The organism is Caulobacter sp. FG121 (assembly GCF_057809815.1).
This window is the reverse complement of the sequence record NZ_JBMDKR010000002.1, coordinates 161,980-179,151: the sequence shown is the minus strand read 5'-3', so window position 1 is coordinate 179,151 and position 17,172 is coordinate 161,980. Positions and strand designations below refer to the sequence as shown.

General features: G+C 68.4%; 17 protein-coding genes. 5 read left to right on the top strand and 12 right to left on the bottom strand.

The window, feature by feature from the left end:
* The first annotated feature begins 59 nt into the window (after positions 1-59).
* From ACODSL_RS06735 to ACODSL_RS06720, 4 genes are all read left to right on the top strand, one after another.
* Positions 60-1,022, top strand: coding sequence for an acetyl-CoA carboxylase carboxyltransferase subunit alpha (locus ACODSL_RS06735; RefSeq protein ID WP_488899893.1), 963 nt, complete (start codon positions 60-62; stop codon positions 1,020-1,022).
* Entirely contained in the window at positions 1,019-1,486 is a 468-nt protein-coding gene (locus tag ACODSL_RS06730) for a lysozyme inhibitor LprI family protein (protein WP_488899892.1), read from the top strand. The genes ACODSL_RS06735 and ACODSL_RS06730 overlap by 4 nt, the downstream gene beginning before the upstream one ends.
* A gap of 78 nt (positions 1,487-1,564) precedes the next feature.
* Positions 1,565-2,542, top strand: a complete 978-nt coding sequence (locus tag ACODSL_RS06725; protein ID WP_488899891.1) for an NAD(P)H-dependent flavin oxidoreductase — start codon at positions 1,565-1,567, stop codon at positions 2,540-2,542.
* A 225-nt stretch (positions 2,543-2,767) separates the two neighbouring features.
* Positions 2,768-3,601 (top strand): alpha/beta fold hydrolase, encoded by an 834-nt coding sequence (locus ACODSL_RS06720; RefSeq protein WP_488899890.1) that lies wholly within the window; start codon positions 2,768-2,770, stop codon positions 3,599-3,601.
* A 121-nt stretch (positions 3,602-3,722) separates the two neighbouring features.
* Here ACODSL_RS06720 and ACODSL_RS06715 read toward each other — a convergent pair whose 3' ends face one another.
* The 3 genes from ACODSL_RS06715 to ACODSL_RS06705 all read right to left on the bottom strand — a co-directional run bounded on the left by ACODSL_RS06715 (position 3,723) and on the right by ACODSL_RS06705 (position 6,537).
* Positions 3,723-4,676 carry a DUF4167 domain-containing protein gene (locus ACODSL_RS06715; RefSeq protein ID WP_488899889.1) on the bottom strand — a complete coding sequence of 318 codons (954 nt, stop codon included), beginning with the start codon at positions 4,674-4,676 and terminating at the stop codon, positions 3,723-3,725.
* Positions 4,677-4,909: 233 nt separating this feature from the next.
* Positions 4,910-5,776, bottom strand: a complete 867-nt coding sequence (gene prmC / locus ACODSL_RS06710) for a peptide chain release factor N(5)-glutamine methyltransferase (RefSeq protein ID WP_488899888.1) — start codon at positions 5,774-5,776, stop codon at positions 4,910-4,912.
* The gene (locus tag ACODSL_RS06705) at positions 5,773-6,537 is read right to left on the bottom strand and encodes an MOSC domain-containing protein (protein ID WP_488899887.1); all 765 of its coding nucleotides are present in this window, start codon (positions 6,535-6,537) and stop codon (positions 5,773-5,775) included. Before ACODSL_RS06705 ends, prmC begins: the two co-directional genes overlap by 4 nt.
* Positions 6,538-6,637: 100 nt before the next feature.
* On the opposite strand from ACODSL_RS06705, the gene ACODSL_RS06700 reads away from it, so the two are divergent.
* Complete coding sequence (locus tag ACODSL_RS06700) at positions 6,638-8,308, top strand: hypothetical protein (protein ID WP_488899886.1); 1,671 nt, start codon at positions 6,638-6,640, stop codon at positions 8,306-8,308.
* Here ACODSL_RS06700 and prfA read toward each other — a convergent pair.
* The 9 genes from prfA to ctrA form a co-directional block, all read right to left on the bottom strand.
* A complete protein-coding gene (prfA, locus tag ACODSL_RS06695; RefSeq protein ID WP_488899885.1) occupies positions 8,244-9,320 on the bottom strand; it encodes a peptide chain release factor 1 in 1,077 nt (358 codons plus the stop codon). The genes ACODSL_RS06700 and prfA overlap by 65 nt on opposite strands.
* Before the next feature lie 71 nt (positions 9,321-9,391).
* Positions 9,392-10,822 carry a peptidoglycan DD-metalloendopeptidase family protein gene (locus ACODSL_RS06690; RefSeq protein WP_488899884.1) on the bottom strand — a complete coding sequence of 477 codons (1,431 nt, stop codon included), beginning with the start codon at positions 10,820-10,822 and terminating at the stop codon, positions 9,392-9,394.
* Positions 10,823-10,969: 147 nt separating this feature from the next.
* Positions 10,970-11,374, bottom strand: a complete 405-nt coding sequence (gene arsC / locus ACODSL_RS06685; RefSeq protein ID WP_488899883.1) for an arsenate reductase (glutaredoxin) — start codon at positions 11,372-11,374, stop codon at positions 10,970-10,972.
* A complete protein-coding gene (arsB, locus tag ACODSL_RS06680) occupies positions 11,371-12,414 on the bottom strand; it encodes an ACR3 family arsenite efflux transporter (RefSeq protein WP_488899882.1) in 1,044 nt (347 codons plus the stop codon). The genes arsC and arsB overlap by 4 nt, the downstream gene beginning before the upstream one ends.
* A gap of 3 nt (positions 12,415-12,417) precedes the next feature.
* On the bottom strand, positions 12,418-12,912 hold the full coding sequence (locus ACODSL_RS06675) for an arsenate reductase ArsC (protein WP_488899881.1): 495 nt from the start codon (positions 12,910-12,912) through the stop codon (positions 12,418-12,420).
* The gene (locus ACODSL_RS06670) at positions 12,912-13,262 is read right to left on the bottom strand and encodes an ArsR/SmtB family transcription factor (protein ID WP_488899880.1); all 351 of its coding nucleotides are present in this window, start codon (positions 13,260-13,262) and stop codon (positions 12,912-12,914) included. Before ACODSL_RS06670 ends, ACODSL_RS06675 begins: the two co-directional genes overlap by 1 nt.
* 139 nt (positions 13,263-13,401) lie before the next feature.
* A complete protein-coding gene (locus ACODSL_RS06665; RefSeq protein ID WP_488899879.1) occupies positions 13,402-13,842 on the bottom strand; it encodes an ArsI/CadI family heavy metal resistance metalloenzyme in 441 nt (146 codons plus the stop codon).
* Between the two features lie 87 nt (positions 13,843-13,929).
* Positions 13,930-16,305, bottom strand: a complete 2,376-nt coding sequence (locus ACODSL_RS06660) for a M20/M25/M40 family metallo-hydrolase (RefSeq protein ID WP_488899878.1) — start codon at positions 16,303-16,305, stop codon at positions 13,930-13,932.
* Between the two features lie 141 nt (positions 16,306-16,446).
* Positions 16,447-17,142 carry a response regulator transcription factor CtrA gene (gene ctrA / locus ACODSL_RS06655; RefSeq protein WP_488899877.1) on the bottom strand — a complete coding sequence of 232 codons (696 nt, stop codon included), beginning with the start codon at positions 17,140-17,142 and terminating at the stop codon, positions 16,447-16,449.
* Positions 17,143-17,172: the final 30 nt, after the last annotated feature.

Here is a 17,172-nt window from a genome sequence, read left to right as displayed (position 1 = left end):
GTCCCCCCGCCACCCTCTAGTTTCGCCCCCTCACAGGGGCAGCCCGCGTCAGGCGATTCATGGTTCAGCACTATCTCGAGTTCGAAAAGCCGATCGCCGAGCTGGAAGGCAAGATCGAGGAGCTGTCGAAGCTCTCCGACACGGCCGGCGCGGGATCGTTCGACAGCGAGATCGACGCCTTGCGCGCGCGGCTGGGCGAGCTGCGCAAGGAGTCCTATGCGCGCCTGACGCCCTGGCAGAAGACCCAGGTGGCGCGTCATCCCGAGCGGCCGCACTTCGTCGACTACCTCGCCGGCCTGATCGACGAGTTCGTCGAGCTGCGCGGCGACCGCAAGTTCGCCGACGACCAGGCGGTCATCGGCGGCCTCGGTCGCTTCCGCGGCCAGCCGGTGATGGTCATCGGCCAGGAAAAGGGCCACGACACCACCACCCGCCTGAAGCACAATTTCGGCATGGCCCGGCCCGAGGGCTATCGCAAGGCCGTCCGCCTCATGGACATGGCCGAGCAGTTCAACCTGCCGGTGCTGACCTTTATCGACACGGCCGGCGCCTATCCGGGCCTGGGCGCCGAGGAGCGCGGCCAGGCCGAGGCCATCGCCCGCGGCACCGAACGCTGCCTGACGCTGCAGACGCCGATGATCGCGACGATCACCGGCGAGGGCATGAGCGGCGGGGCCATCGGCATCGCCGCCGGCAACAAGGTGCTGATCCTCGAACACTCGATCTATTCGGTGATCAGCCCCGAGGGAGCGGCCTCGATCCTGTGGCGCGACGGGGCCCGGGCCAAGGACGCGGCCGAGCAGATGCACATCACGGCCCAGGACCTGATCAAGACAGGCGTGGTCGACCGGATCATCGAGGAACCCGCCGGCGGGGCCCATTCCGATCCGGAGGTGGCGATCAAGGCCGTCGGCGACGCCATCGAGGAAGAACTGGCCCTGCTGTCGCCCCTGTCCGCGGATGCCCTGCTCAGCCAGCGGGCGGAGCGCTACTACGCCATCGGAAAGACGGGTGTGGCATGAAGACCTTTGCGATGCTCGCCGCGTTCGCGTTGCTGACAGCCACGCCCGCGATGGCCGCCGAGAAGACCGCCGTCGAGACCCGCTACACACCCGCCTTCCAGACCTGCCTCGACTCCCCCGACGGGTCGTCGACGATGGGCATGGTTCAGTGCATCGACGGCGAGCTGAAGATCCAGGATGCGGCTCTGAACACCGCCTACCGCTCACTCGTCGCCGACATGACGCCGGACCAGAAGTCTGGTCTGCAGAAAGCCCAGCGCGCCTGGATCGCCTTCCGCGACGCGGACTGCGCCGCGCGCTACAGCCCCGACTGGGGGTCGATCTCCACCATCACCGCCAATATGTGCGTGCTCCAGCGGACCGTTGAACGGACCCTTGAGCTCGAGGCCTTCCTGCCGGACTGGGCAGGTCCCGCCGACAGCGACCCGCCGGGGTCCATCGGCATGGTTCCGTCCCACGGCTGACGCCGAACTTCCGCCTCTTGCCTGACGTGGCGTGACATGGCCAGTCTCTCTCAAACGATTGTTCGGGAGAGGAACACCATGGCCATCAAGACCCGTTTCACGGAACTGTTCGGCGTTGAGCACCCCATCGCCCAGGGCGGCATGCAATGGGTCGGCAAGGCCGAACTCGTGGCGGCCGTGGCCAACGCCGGGGCGCTGGGCTTCATCACCGCCCTGACCCAGCCGACGCCGGAAGACCTTGCGAAGGAAATCCAACGCACCAAGGATCTGACCGACAAGCCGTTCGGCGTGAACCTGACCATCCTGCCGGCGATCAAGCCGCCGCCCTATGCCGAATACCGCGCCGCCATCATCGAGAGCGGCATCAAGGCCGTCGAGACCGCCGGCTACAAGCCGCAGGAGCACGTCGACGACTTCAAGGCGCACGGCATCAAGGTTATCCACAAATGCACCGCCGTCCGCCACGCCCTGAGCGCGGAGCGGATGGGCGTCGACGCCATCTCGATCGACGGCTTCGAATGCGCCGGCCACCCGGGCGAGGATGACATCCCCGGCCTGATCCTGATCGCCGCCGCCGCCGACAAGGTGAAGATCCCGATGCTGGCCTCAGGCGGCATCGCCGACGCGCGCGGCCTGGTCGCGGCCCTGGCGCTGGGCGCCGACGGCATCAACATGGGCACCCGCTTCTGCGTGACCCAGGAAGCGCCGATCCCGATGGCCTTCAAGGAACAGATGGTCGCCAACGACGAGCGCCAGACCGACCTGATCTTCCGCACCCTGCACAACACCGCCCGCGTCATGCGCAACGAGGTCAGCCAGGCCGTGGTCGAGATCGAGCGCAAGGGCGGGGCCAAGTTCGAGGACGTCCAGCACCTGGTCGCCGGCACGCGGGGCCGCGACGCCCTGGCCAACGGCGACACCCAGGGCGGCATCTGGTCGGCCGGCATGGTCCAGGGTCTGATCCACGACATTCCGACGGTGAAGGACCTGGTCGAGCGGATCGTCTCGGAAGCCGAGGGCATCATCCGCGGCCGCCTGGCCGGGATGGTAAGCTAGGGCTTTAGACGCCCGTCGCGGCCTGACCATCCAGTCCCGTCATCCTCGCCCTTGTGGCGAGGATCCCTCGTTCAGCCGCAAGGTCGGCATTCCAGTCTGACGGGTTCGGAACACGTCGGGAGGGATCCTGGGCACAAGGCCCAGGATGACGGTGCGAAGTCTGACCAAGGCTTAACTTCATGCGGTCGCATGGCGCGAGTAGCTTCGCGGCCGAAGGAGTTCGCCTTGCACCCTGTTGTCCGCATGCTCGTCGTCGCCGTGACCGCCGCTGTCCTCTCCGGCTGCGCGACCAAGGTCGAGCGCTTCCCGACGTCCGCCGACTACCCGGCCGGAACCATGACGCGAACGGCGGTTCAGGCCGTTGGCCATCCGTGGAAATTGTCGACCCTCGCCACGCCCCGCGCCGCGCCGTGGAAGGTGGTGGTCATCACCGGCACGCCCTCGTGGTCGGAATTCTGGGCCCCGGTGCTGGCCGCGCTGCCGCAACAGTTCTCCATGACCGTCGTCGACCGGCCGGGTTTCGCGCTCAGCGAGCCGCAGGGCGTCGTCGGCTCGATCAGCGACCAGGCCGAGGCGATGTCCGCCCTGCTGGAGGCCGCGCCCGGACAGAAGCTGATCCTCGTCGGCCAGTCCTATGGCGCGCCGATCGCGACCCTGATGGCGGCCCGCTATCCCGACCGCGTCCAGGCGCTGGTGCTGATGAGCCCGTTCTACGGCGAGCGCGGCGCGACCGCGCGTCGGCTGACGGGACTGGGCGGCATGGTCCGGCCGATGCTGCCCCGCGACCTGAAGAACTCGATCGCCGAGGTGAAGGGCCAGCCGCCGCAGCTTCCGGCGGCCCGGGCCGCACTGACGGCGCTGACGATCCCGGTGGTGGTGTTGCATGGCGAAGCCGACACCTTCGTGCCGATCGCGTCCGCGAAGGCGCTGGCGGCCAGCCGCGGATCGGCGCCGACGGCGATGGTGTCCGTTCCGGGCGGCGACCATTTCCTCAACGCCTGCTGCGTCCCGGCGCTGATCGGCGCGCTGGAGACGGCGGCGGGGATGGCGGGGGAATAGATCCTCCCCATCGGGGGAGGTGGCTCGGCGACAGCCGAGACGGAGGGGGGCCGCTCAAATACCGGGGGACCCCCTCAGTCCGCCTTGCGGACAGCTCCCCCAAAGGGGGAGCATCTCAGGGCTACGCTTCTTCCGTCTCGGGCTTGGCGCCTTCGCCACCCTCGAACGTGCGCGGGGCGCGGCGACGGCGGGGCTTCTTGGCCTCTTCGGCGGGCGCATCGTCGCTGGCGGCGGCCGGACGACCGAGGAAGGCCGGCAGTTCGCTCACGGCGCCGTCCTGACCGCGCAGACGCGGCGACTCGCTGATCGTCGGTTCGGGCGCCAGCGGCGCGGCGGCCTGGGGCTCGACAACGGCCAGCGGATCGCGGGCCGCCGCTTCGGCGCGTTCGCGCTCACGGCGCTCATCGCGCTCGCGCCAGCGGTCACGACGGCCGCCGCCTTCGCCTTCGGCGCGGGGACGGTCGTCCCGGGACTGTTGCTGCTGCTGGGGCCGATCGTCGCGCGGCCGGTCATCGCGCTGAGGACGATCATCCCGGGGACGATCATCCCGAGGACGGTCGTCCCGCTGGCGATCACGGCCTTCGAACCGCTGGCCGTCGCGCGGACGGTTCTCGAACCGTTGGCCATTCTGGTTGTTGTCGCGATTGCCGTTGTTGTTGTCGCGCTGACCGTCGCCGCTGTCGTTGTTCTCCGTCTCCGGGACATAGCCGCCTTCGGGCGGATCTTCCGGCTCGGCCTCGAAATCGATGTCGAAGCCCGAGGAGAACTGCTCGCGACCGACGATGTCGGACACCGGGCGATGCGGCTGCATGGCGCGCAGCGTGCGGAAATAGTGTTCGGCGTGCTGCAGGTAGTTTTCGGCGAGAACCCGGTCGCCGCCGGACGCGGCGTCGCGGGACAGCTGCTGGTACTTCTCGAAGACACCCTGCGCGGCGCCGCGCACCTTGATGCCTTCAGGACCGTTGGAATCGAACGCCCGGTTGGCGTTGTGCTGGGGCTTGCCGCCCTGGTTGTTGCCTCCGCTGCCGCCGCGATTGCGGCCGCGCTGACGCTTCATACCCTTGAAATCTCTCATGTTACCCTTCGACCTGCCGGCGGGCGCGCGACACAGCGGTCGTTGGCGCGGGCCGGTTCTGGATACCTGTTCGGGCTTGCCGCCCGCTCTTGTTGTTTCGAAAAAGACGCTGTTCTTTGTCCTCGCCCGGCTTTCAGCGCCGCGACCCGGTCCTCTGGGGACCTCGCGCGCCCGCCGTTGATTGCGATCAATCTCTACGGCGTTCTGAGTGGGGACGAGTCAGATGTAGCGCCTCAGGCCCCTGTTTCCAAGGGATTTTTGGAACCCGCGACAACGCGGTCGCGCAGGCCCAGGTCCTTGATCGTCCGGACGCCCGCGGCGCCGGCCTCGCGGAACAGAGCCTCGACGGCGGCGCTCTGGTCATGGCCGATCTCGACGGCGAACATGCCGCCGGGCTTGAGCACCCGCAGGATCTCGGGCGCCAGAATGCGGTAGGGGTCGAGGCCGTCCTCGCCGCCGTCCAGCGCCAGCCGCGGATCGTGATCGCGGACTTCCGGATCGAGCGTCTCGATCACGGCGCTGGGGATGTAGGGCGGGTTGGCGACCACGAGGTCGAAGCCCGCGTCGCCGAGGCCCGCGGCCCAGTCGCCGCGCAGAAGCGCGGTCCGGCCGTCGAGATCCAGATTGGCGGCGTTCTCGCGCGCCACCGCCAGGGCGTCCTCGGAGATGTCGACGCCCAGGCCCTTCGCCGCCGGCCGTTCGGCGAGGATCGACAGCAGGATCGCGCCCGAGCCGACGCCGAGGTCGAGAATGCTGAAGGCCATGTGCTCCGGAAAAGCCTTCAGCGCCTCGTCGACGATCACCTCGGTCTCCGGCCGCGGCGTCAGCACCGCGCTGTTGACGTTGAGCATGATCTTCCAGAAGCCCTTGCGGCCGAGGATCAGACTGACCGGCTCCCGGCGGCTGCGCCGTTCGAGATAGCTGTCGTAGAGCGCTTCCTGTTCGGGCGTCATCTCACGGTAGGGGTCGGTGACGATCTCCAGCCGGCTGACCTCGGCGGCGACCTCCAGCATCAGGCGCGCGTCGATGGCGGGCTGGTCGATGCCGACAGCCTTCAGCCGTTCGCCGCCGGCCTTCCAGGCTTTCACGAGGGTGGTCACGCCATCAGCTCCAGGACGTCGCCTTCGGTCACGCTGCCGGCGGCGGTGGTCTGCACATAGATCCCGCAGAGGGTGTGGCCATAGTTGTCGAACAGCGCCTTGACCACCTCGATATCGCGCTCGGCAGTGGCAGGATCGACATGGGTCGCCGCGCAGCGGACGATCGGCTTGAAGACGGTGGCGGTCGCGCCGCCAACGGCAAGGGTCCGGCCGCTCCAGTCGTTTTCCGCCCAGGCAGGCCAGCCTTCGACATAGAGGTTGGCCCGGAAGCGCAGGGGATCGAGCGGCCGGCCGATCTTCGCTTCCAGATCGCGCACGCTGGCCAGGTTGATGATCGACACATGGCCGAGGGGATGGTCCGTGAACCGCCAGCTTCCCGGCGCGCGCAGGACCTTCAGCGGCGCATGGGCTTCGTCGCCCAGCAGGGCGGTCAGCCAGGCGGCGAAGGCGTCGCGGTCGGCCTCGCCGGTCAGATCTCCCGCGAAGTCGGGGTGGCCGGGCGCCGTGGCGTGGAACAGGCCGGTGGCGTCATCGTACCGCGTCCGGGCCTTCGCGACGTCGGCGATATGGGCCAGCACGGCGAACTTGGTCTTCGGCACGAAAGCTGGCGCGGCGGGATCAAACCCGCAGTCGCCGACCTCGACCGCGTACATCCGGTCGCCGGGAAAGGTCTCGCTGACGGCCAGAGTCGCCGCCGCCAGCCGCTCGGGCGTGAAGCCCTTCACAGGATGACGGTAGAGGGAGGAGACAGTGGATATCATCTCGTGTGAGTGCCCCAGCCGGCGAAACGGGGCAAGCGCGATTGCTGGACGCTAGTCGGCGCCGCGTCTATGCCTTGGGCGCTAAACCGGGGGTAGGCGCATGGGCAGATCGATGGTTGTCATTCTGGCCGTGGCGGCGCTGTTTCTCAGCACAGGCGCAACGCCGCCGCGCGCCACGACGGTCGAGCTCACCCCGGTCGATGGCGGCCTACAGGCGGCCTACCGTTTGCCGGCGCCGACCTCCGCCTTCACGTTCGACGAACCGGTCGCCGACGTTCGTGCTGATGCCTGGCATCCCGCGGCCGACTTCGTGCTCGCGGACGGCGTGCTGCGTCGTCGGGACGGAAAAACCTTCAGCGCTTTCACATTGAAGCTGACGCCCGACAGCGAGCCGCGCGATCGTCGATACCCGGCGCTTACCCGCATCGGCATCGGCTGGCAGATCTATGGTCCCTATTTCAAACCGGCCACGGGCGATGTGACCGTGCAGGCCATCCTGCCAAAGGGCTGGGTCTCGGTCGGCGGCCGTCGAACAGGCGGCCTGTCGACGGAGGGTTATGCCTACGTCGGGCCGGCAGCCTATGTCACAAGGGGTCCAGCCACGCTGGTCATGGCGCCTGAAACGCCCGCCTGGCTGAGGACCGGTATCGCCGAGAGCGCCCGCTTCGCGACCCGCTACTATGGGCAGCGACTCGACACGTCGTTGACCGACCGTCCAACACTGATCGTCACCCCGATCCCGACCTTCAAGGCCGGCTGGCAGGGCGACACCACGGACGGACCCGTCGCCTCGCTTCGGTTCTTCGGGACCGGCTGGGTCGACGCCGGCCCGGGCAAGGCCGGCGAGGTCACCCATTTCGTGACGCACGAGTTCTTCCATTTCTGGAACACCCGGCTGTTCGTCTCCCGCGACGGTGAGAACGAAGCCTGGCTGCACGAGGGCATGGCTGAATACGCCGCCCTGCGTGCTTCGCTGAAGGACGGCGCGATCTCTGAAGATGATTTCCGCGCGGCGCTCGGCCAGCGCCTGTCCGCCTGCGCGATGGTGCTGGGCGACAGGGGACTTGCCGCCGCGCCACCGAAGCGGGGCCACGGCGTCTATGACTGCGGCGTGCTGATGGAATGGATCGCTGACCTCAAGGCCCAGGCGACATCGGGTGGCCAGAGGGACGTGTTCGATGTCTGGCGCGGAGTATTCAAGGCCTCGAAGGCCGGCCCTGGAACCTATGACGGCGCGGCGCTTCTGGCCGCGGCCGGCATGACCGATGCGGCGGAGGATCCCTTCGCTCTGGTGATGAAGCCCGGCGGCCCGGACCGATGGCCGCGTCTGGTGGCGGCGCTATCTGAACTGGGCGTCCGGCTGACGCCGACCCGCGACGCCGCGCAGGAGCGGGAAATCCTCGTCATGCATCTGATGCGGCAGGTCTGTAACGGCTCGATCGGCTTCTGGAACAACAGCGGCCGTCCGGCCATCAAGCTCGACAGCGGGGACCATTGCGGCGTCCTCAGCGGCGAGCCTCAGGTCGACGCCATCGCAGGATTCAATGTCGTGGAGGCGACCAGCGCCGCCTACGACGCCGTCACCGCGCTCTGCGCGAAAGACGCGACGGTGCCGTTCACCTTCGAGGGACAGATGGTCGCGCAAGTGCCCTGCAGGAAGGCCTTGCCGCCGCCGCTGCCCGCCTGGACGGTCGTGGGATGGACTCTCAGCCGAAGCTATCTTCCAGCGTCGCCAGACGCTCGGCCTGATCCTCGGCGATCAGCGGGTTGATCACGTCGTCGAGCGCCTCGCCCTCCATGATCTTGGGCAGGTTGTAGAGCGTCAGATTGATGCGGTGGTCGGTCACCCGGCCCTGCGGATAGTTGTAGGTGCGGATGCGCTCGGAACGGTCGCCGCTGCCGACCTGGCTCTTGCGGGAGTCGGAGCGGGCGTCGTCCAGCGCCTGCCGCTGCATGTCGTAGAGCCGCGCCTTGAGGTTGGCCATCGCCTTGCGGCGGTTCTCATGCTGGCTCTTTTCCGAGGATGTCACGACCACGCCGGTGGGCAGGTGGGTGATGCGCACCGCCGAGTCGGTCTTGTTGACGTGCTGGCCGCCGGCACCGCTGGAGCGATAGGTGTCGATGCGCAGATCGGCGTCGTTGATGACGATGTCGACGTCCTCGGCCTCGGGCAGGACAGCCACTGTGGCGGCGCTCGTGTGGATGCGGCCCTGGGCCTCGGTGGCCGGAACGCGCTGCACCCGGTGCACGCCGCTCTCGAACTTCAGCCGGCCGAACACGCCGTCGCCCGTGACCGAGGCGATGATTTCCTTGAAGCCGCCCATTTCGCCTTCGGAGATGCTGTCGATCTCCACGCGCCAGCCATGGTTGGCGGCATAGCGCTGGTACATGCGGAACAGGTCGCCGGCGAACAGCGCCGCCTCGTCGCCGCCGGTGCCGGCGCGCACTTCAAGAATGGCCGAGGCGTTCTCGTCCTTGTCGCGCGGCGCCAGCAGTAGAGCGACGTCGCGCTCCATGTCCGGCAGTTTCGCCTCGAGCCGCTCCAGTTCGTCGCGGGCCAGTTCGGAGATGTCCGGGTCGGTGTCGGCGGCCATGGCCTCGAGTTCGGGCTTTTCGGCCAGGACCTTGGCGAGCGCCTGGACAGCCTCGGCGATCGGCCTCAGCTCCGCGTGCTCCTTGCCCAGGCGCACGATCTCGGGACCTTCCGTGGCAGCGCCCATGCGGGCTTCGATCTCACGGAAACGGTCGAGCACCTGGTCAAGGCGGGCCTGGGGAAGACGCAAGGCGGAAATCCGGAAACAGCGACGGGAAGGGGCCGCTGTTTACAGTGGTCGGGCCGGTCGTGTCGACAGGCTCACCCCGTGCGGGGGCGCAGGCCGGCCCTGGGCGCGCTGAAGTCCGTCCGGGCGAGCTTCTTGGTCGGGACGGCGTCTTCCGGCGTGCTCGACACCGGGGTCACCGTCGGCGCCGTCGGCGTCGGGATCGCCGCAGCCGTGCGACGCGGGGCGATCAGGGCCTCGATGCGCTTCTTCGTGGTGTTGAAGGCGGCGACGTCGCGCGGATCGACGCTCGTGCCGGTCGGGATCTTGGCGCCGAGAGGGTTGACCCGCTTTCCCTTGAGCCAGACCTCGTAGTGCAGGTGCGGGCCGGTCGAGGCGCCGGTCGAGCCGGAATAGGCGATCACCTGGCCCTGGCTCACGCGCATGCCGGCCTTGCAGCTCTTGCCGAAGCGCGACAGGTGGCCATAGCCCGTCTCATAGCCGCCGGCATGACGAAGGCGGACCCAGTTGCCATACCCGCTCCAGCGGCGGCACTCGACGACCACGCCGTCGCCGGCCGCCAGGACCGGCGTCCCGGTTCCGACGCCGAAGTCGATGCCCTGGTGCATCTTGTTGTAGCCGAGGATCGGGTGGCGGCGCATGCCGAAGCTCGAGGTGATGCGGGCGCCGTCGACCGGCGCGCGCAGCAGGAAGCCCTTGATGCTCTTGCCGATGGAGTCGAGGAAGGTCCGCTTCCCGTCGGCGCGGGTGAAGCCGTAGAAACGCTGGCCCTTGATCTCGGCATACTGCAGCCCGCCGGCCTCGACGGTGCGGCCGCTCTCGGTGACGGTGCGGTCGAACACCAGGCAGAACGGGTCGCCCGCCTTGATGTCGCTCGAGAAGTCGATCTTGTGCGAGAACAGTTTGGACGCCTCGGCGATCACGCCGGCGTTGGCGCCGACCGCCATGGCGCTCTCGTGGAACGAGCCCTGCATCCGGCCGCAGGCCGCCACGGTCTCGGGCTTCACGACCTCTTCCAGTTCGCGCAGGCGCAGCGCGCCGTCGAAGGTACGCGAGACGGTCAGGGTGCTGGCCGCGCCGTTGCGCATCGACAGGCCGATCAGCCTGGCCGGGCCGCGACGGTCGTGGGGGCGGGCGACGGATGCGACGAAGTCCATCCCGGCGCGGATGTTCACGGTGTCCATGGCCTGGGCCAGGACGCGGACGGCCAGACGGGCGTCGGTGGGGGCCACGCCGCTGCGCAGCACGGCGGCTTCCAGGGTCTCGCCGGGGCGGACTTCGACGGCGATGTTCTGGCCGTGGTCAAAACCGGGCTGAGCCTCGGCGCGGACGAAGGCGATATGTTGCAGGGCGGTGAGGGCGGCAGGATCGAGCGGGCGGGCGCCCGGCGCGGCGGGGCCGGCCGTCAGTTTCCAGCCCACGCTGAGCATGGCGAAACCGGCGATCGCGACCAGCACCTTGGGCGCGAAACGGACTGTTGGGCGCCTGGGATCGAATTCCTGCATCGTTCCCCCATCAGTTGACGATGCCGCACGAGGTCAGAATGGCACGGCCGGGATACTCCCAGCAATCGGCGGGCCGGTTTCACCGCGCCTGCCCTCTCGACGCAAGCAATATTCGGTGCTTCGTCGATTTTGTCACGCCCCGGGCGTTCAGCGAACGGGGGTTACGGTTTCCCCGTCTTCCTTGGTGAATTCCGCCGGCGGGTTGTCCAGCAGGGCGAAAACCTTTTCCGAAGGTCGGCAGAGCGCCGCGCCCTTTGGCGACTGAACGATGGGCCGCTCGACGAGAATCGGATGGGCGACCATGGCGTCGAGAATCGCGCCGTCCGTCGCACCTGGATCGGTCAGTCCGAGCTCTTCGGCCGGCGTGCCGCGCACGCGCAGGATGTCGCGCGGAGTCTGCCCCATCGCCTTGAGCAGGCTTTCGAGCTGCGGCCGGGTCCAGCCCGCCTTGAGATACTCGACGACGACCGGCTCGACGCCCGACTCGCGGATCGCGGCCAGGGTGTTTCGCGAGGTCCCGCAGGCGGGGTTGTGGAAGATGGTCACGGTCATGGGGCGTCTCCTCGGGCGCGAAGGCCGCGTTCGTACCAGCCCTTCGAGCGATTCACGATGGCCACGACGGTCAGCATGACCGGCACCTCGACCAGCACGCCGACGACGGTCGCCAGGGCTGCCCCGGACTTCAGGCCGAACAGGCTGATCGCCGCGGCCACCGCCAGTTCGAAGAAGTTGCTCGCGCCGATCAGGGCCGAGGGGCCGGCGACGCAGTGCTGCTCGCCGGTCAGGCGGTTCAGCAGATAGGCCAGGCCTGCGTTGAAATAGACCTGGATGAGGATCGGCACGGCCAGCAGGGCGATGACCAGCGGCTGGGCGAGGATCTGCTCGCCCTGGAAGCCGAACAGCAGCACCAGGGTGGCCAGCAGGGCGAGGATCGAGGCCGGACCCAGGCGCGCCAGCGCGGCGTTCAGCGTTGTCTCGCCCCGCGCGAGCAGCAGCCGTCGAAGGAACTGGGCGATGATCACCGGCACGACGATATAGAGGCCGACCGACAGCAGCAGCGTTTCCCACGGCACGGTGATGGCAGACAGGCCCAGCAGCAGCGCCACGATCGGGGCGAAGGCGATGATCATGATCGCGTCGTTCAGCGCCACCTGGCTGAGGGTGAAGTGCGGCTCGCCCTTCGTCAGGTTGCTCCAGACGAAGACCATCGCCGTGCAAGGGGCGGCGGCCAGGATGATCAGGCCGGCGATGTAGCTGTCGATCTGGACGGCCGGCAGCAGCGGGCGGAACAGCACGCCGATGAACAGCCAGCCGAGGAAAGCCATGGAGAACGGCTTGACCGCCCAGTTGATGAACAGGGTCACGCTGATGCCGCGCCAGTGGCGGCCGACCTCGCGCATGGCGGCGAAGTCGATCTTCATCAGCATCGGGATGATCATCAGCCAGATCAGCCCGGCGACCGGCAGGTTGACCCTGGCGATCTCGAGGCCGGCGATGGTCTGGACCAGGCCGGGAAACAGCTGGCCTAGGGCGATGCCCGCGACAATGCACAGGGCGACCCACAGGGTCAGGAAGCGTTCGAAAATGGACATGGATCAGGCCTTGCCGATGCCGTCGAGACGAGCCTGGAGCGACATGCGGTCAAGGCTGGCCATCGGCAGGCTGACGAAGATTTCGAGCCGGTTGTGCAGGCGACCGTAGATGTCTGCGAAGGCCAGGGCGATCTCGGTGTCCGTGCCCTCGACGGCGGCGGGATCGGGCACGCCCCAGTGGGCGGTCATGGGCTGACCCGGCCAGAACGGGCAGACTTCGCCCGCGGCGTTGTCGCAGACGGTGAAGACGAAGTTCAGGTCCGGCGCATCCGGATTGTGCGTCCGGTCGAACTCTTCCCACGACTTCGAGCGCAGGTGCGCGGTCGGATAGTTGAACCGTTCCAGCAGCTTGATGGCGTGCGGATTGACCGTTCCGGTCGGCATGGAGCCCGCCGAAAAGGCAGTGAACTTGCCGGCCCCGAGGCGGTTGAGGATCGACTCCGCCAGGATCGAGCGGGCCGAGTTGCCGGTGCAGAGGAAGAGGACGGTGTGGGTCATCAGCAGGTCTTCGCTCCGCAGCTGGCTTCGCTGACGACGCCGGCCAGCGGGCCGCAGATAGCCGGCTCGCCCTGGCAGCAGTCCTCCACCAGAAAGGTCAGCAGCCCGCGCATGGCGTCGTAGTCGGCGGTGTAGATGATCTGGCGGCCGTCGCGCCGCGAGCGGGCCAGGCCGGCCTGGGTGAGGATGTTGAGGCTGGTCGACAGGGTGTTGCTCAGGGTCCCCGTGGCCTCGGCGATACGCCCGGCGGGCAGGCCTTCCGCCCCGGCCTTCACCAGCAGTCGAAACACGGCCAGCCGTCCGGGATGAGCGAGGGCCGACAGGGCGGTGACGGCGTCAGTCTGTTCCATGATTCGAGAATAGCCGAATTTTGTGACGGCTGTGCGTCCTTCGAGACGCTCGGCTGAGGCCTCGCTCCTCAGGATGACGGGCATTTGTGTTCGTCATGGTGAGGAGCGGACCCTCAGGTCCGCGTCTCGAACCACGCACTCAGCCGCAGCAGCTCGCCTTCGCCATGTCCGCCGCTGTGACCGTCGCCGGTATGACCTCATCCTCGCCGTAGGTCGTCGCCTCGCCGAGGGTGTGAAACGTCTCCCAGCGTACGCCGGACGGATCGGTGACCCAGCTCTTGTCGGATTTCGCGTAGCAGCAGGTCGCGGCTTCCTGATCGAAGGTCGTCTCGCCGGCGGACTTCAGCCGGGTCGCCATCTCGGCCAGTTCAGCGGATGTCCCGGCCTGGACGCCGACATGGTCGATGCCGGCGGCGACACGGTCACGCTGCGAGATGGCCAGGTTCACGCGCGGATCCTCGAGCATCCACTTGGCGTAGTCATCCTTCACCACCGACGGCTCGGCGCCGAACAGGGTGGAGTAGAAGCCGATCGAACGGCCGAGGTCCTCGACGGCGATGTGCAGGTGCAGGCGTTTCATGGCGATCTCCAATAAATCGATTATTCGAGAAATATAGAAATAATGATCCGCGTCAAGGGCGCTTCGGGATGGCCTGTCTCCGAGGTCTCACTCGCCGGTGGTGAACTGCCCGGTCGTCACGCTCGAGTCCGACAGGTCGAACGGCATCAGGTCCGTCGGCCGCGGGGGCAGGGCCGTTGCGCTGGCCGGCCAGTGCTCGTCAAAGACGGCGTAGCGGACGTCGACCGTCGCGCCGGCCGGGAGACCGATCTGGCTCGACTGCGGAGCCCCGGCGATCCGAAGATGAGTCCAGGCCCCGGCCCTTCCGGTCAGCGCGACAGGCTTGCCGTTCACTGTCAGGGTCCGCAGCGGCTGGCGGCTCCGAACGTCGAGCAGGATCACCCGCGCCGCTGGCAGGTTGAGTATCGTGGCTGTGTCTGACCTGGATGCCGAGACGGGCGCCTGGCCCGGTGGCATGGCATTGGCGGGCGCCGCCCAGACCTTTGCCCCGGTCAGGGCCGGCAGGGACTGCCTGCTGACATCGCCGCCATCGGACGTCAGCACGCCCCGCGCCCAGGGGGACAGGTCCGGCGTCGCCGCGACGCGCCAGGCCTTGCCCGAAAGCGCGTCGTGGACATGCAGCACGACGGTCGCCCGGGGGTGCCGGGGCGTCCACGGATCGGCGAACCGGACAACGCCCAGAAGCACCACGCCGAGGACCAGCATGCTGATCGCGGGCGCCAGCGCCAGTCGCGTCTTCCCGCCCGGCCAGGCCAGCGGCCAGAACAGGAACGCCCCGAGCCACAGGTACAGCGCCAGCAGGTCCGGCAGGTCGAGGCCCTGCGACACCACATGGAAGAACACCGCCAGCCAGCCGCCGCCGAGCGCCGCCAGCAAGGCCAGACCCGCGGTCCGTGTCCTGTCGAGTTGGGGGCCCATCCCGCTGATCGCGGCGCCGAGACCCGCCAGCACAAGCGGCCAGGCGATGAGGAAGGCGACGGCCGGCAGGGCGATCTGCAGCGCAATGCCGGCGACGAGGCCGGTCAGCAGTACGCCCAGCCAGGTCCCGGGCAGGGCAGCCGGCCTGCCGAAGGCGGCATAGCCGACCAGCGCGGTCGCGACGCCCAGGCCCACGCCGACCGGATCCCAGCCCGCGAAGGCCAGGCACAGCAGCCCGCCCGCCAGACCGGCGCCGGCCAGCCAGAGCCGCGCCCCGCTTCGCGCCAGAAGACCTGGAACGAGCAACAGGCCACCGGTCGCCAACACGGCCAGCGTCGTCTCCCATAGCGCCCACCGGGCCAGCAGCGGCCGCTGACCGAGGAAGCCGAACTCGACCCCCGTTGCCCGCCGGGCCAGATGCAGCAACAGCGCTTCGGCCAGCAGCAGGAACACCGCCGCACCGGCCCCGCGCGCGATGTCTGCCAGCTTGAAGCCGTCGTCGCGGCGTCCTCGCAGGACGGCCAGCCCGATCAGAGCCCCGGCGATCAGCAAGACGATCCAGCCACCCCAGGCCGGATAGGCCAGCAGGTGGTCCCCAAAGGTCTGGCTGTAGACCATGTCCGGCGCCTTGCCGGGCAGCGTGTCGGCGAAGGCGAGGGCGGACGCCGCCGCCAGGGCCTGTTCACCCATGTGCCGCACCGACCCCTTGTCGAGGTTGGCCAGTGTCGAGGTCGGCGAATGGTAGTCGAACTGCCGGCCGATGAAGGCGAAGTTCAGCCCTCGCACGCCCGCCGCGCTGGCGACGGTGAAGTCGGTGTCGTTGGGCATCCGGCTGTAGAGGAAGACGGCCAGTGAGTTGCTGATCGGCTGGACCGCGGTCTTCGCGAACAGCGGGATCAATGCGCCGTTGTCCGGGCCGGTCTGGAACATGTTGCCCCGGCCGCCGCCGCCCCGGCTCTCGAGATTGATCAGCAGGTCGGTACGGCGCGCCAGCGGGTGTTCGGCGAAGAACAGGTGCGCCCCGAGCAGGCCGGCCTCCTCGCCGTCGGTGAGGATGACGATGACGTCCCGCTCCGGCGTTCCCTTCGCCTTCAGCGCCCGCACCACGTCCAGCACGACCGCCGTCCCCGTGGCGTCGTCGGCCGCCCCGGGAGAGGCGGGTACGCTGTCATAGTGCGCCATCAGGGCGATGGCCGGCGCGGCGCGGTCCTTGCCCGGCAGCACGCCGACGAGGTTCTGCATCTGACCCGCGAGGATCCAGCCCTCGCGGCGGGAAACGCTGTTGACGGCCATGCCGGCCTGGATCGTCGGCTGCAGACCGAGCGCCGTCATGCGCGCGAACAGATAGTCCCGAACCTCGGCGTTGGCCGCCGAGCCCACGGGATGGGGAGCACGGGCGATCCGGGCGATATCGGCGACCGCCAGGTCGGTGCGGAAAGACGTCGGCCCGGCCGCGGTCGCCGAGGGGCCGGGCGTCTTCGTCCCGGTCCAGGCCAGCAGCAAGGCGCCCGCCAGCGCCGCCGCGAGCGCGATCATCCGTCCCATCCCGGTCCTCCCCGAACCTTTTGAGGGGGCAGGGAGACATGCCGCCGACCGTTGCGCAACGTCGAAGGCGCGCCACACAGCACAACGCCCGCCGGAGGGGCCGGCGGGCGTTGGTACGCTGGACGATACTAAGGGGGTGGATCAGGCCGCGACGATGGCTTCCTGCGGGTCGCGCAGCACGTAGCCGCGACCCCAGACCGTCTCGATGTGGTGCTGGCCGCCGGAGGCCGTGGCGAGCTTCTTGCGCAGCTTGCAGATGAAGACGTCGATGATCTTCAGCTCGGGCTCGTCCATGCCGCCGTACAGGTGGTTGAGGAACATCTCCTTGGTCAGGGTCGTGCCCTTCCGAAGCGAGAGAAGCTCCAGCATCTGGTATTCCTTGCCGGTCAGGTGGACCCGCAGGTTGTTCACTTCGACCGTCTTGGCGTCCAGGTTCACGGCGATCTCGCCGGTCTGGATGATCGCCTGGGCATGGCCCTTGGAGCGGCGCACCACGGCGTGGATCCGGGCGACCATCTCGTCCTTGTGGAACGGCTTGGTCATGTAGTCGTCGGCGCCGCCGCCCAGGGTCTTCACCTTGGTGTCGATCTCGGCCGAGCCCGACAGGATCATGATCGGGGTGTTGATCTTGTGATTGCGGAGGGTGCGGAGCACGTCCATGCCGCTCATGTCGGGCAGGTTCAGGTCCAGCAGGATCAGGTCGTAGTCGTAGATCTTGCCCAGATCGACGCCTTCCTCGCCCAGGTCCGTCGTGTAGACGTTGAAGCCCTCGGACTTCAGCATCAACTCGATGGTCTGCGCCGTGGCGCTGTCATCCTCAATCAAAAGAACGCGCATCGATCCCCTCCACGCGGCGGCCGCGGCAAC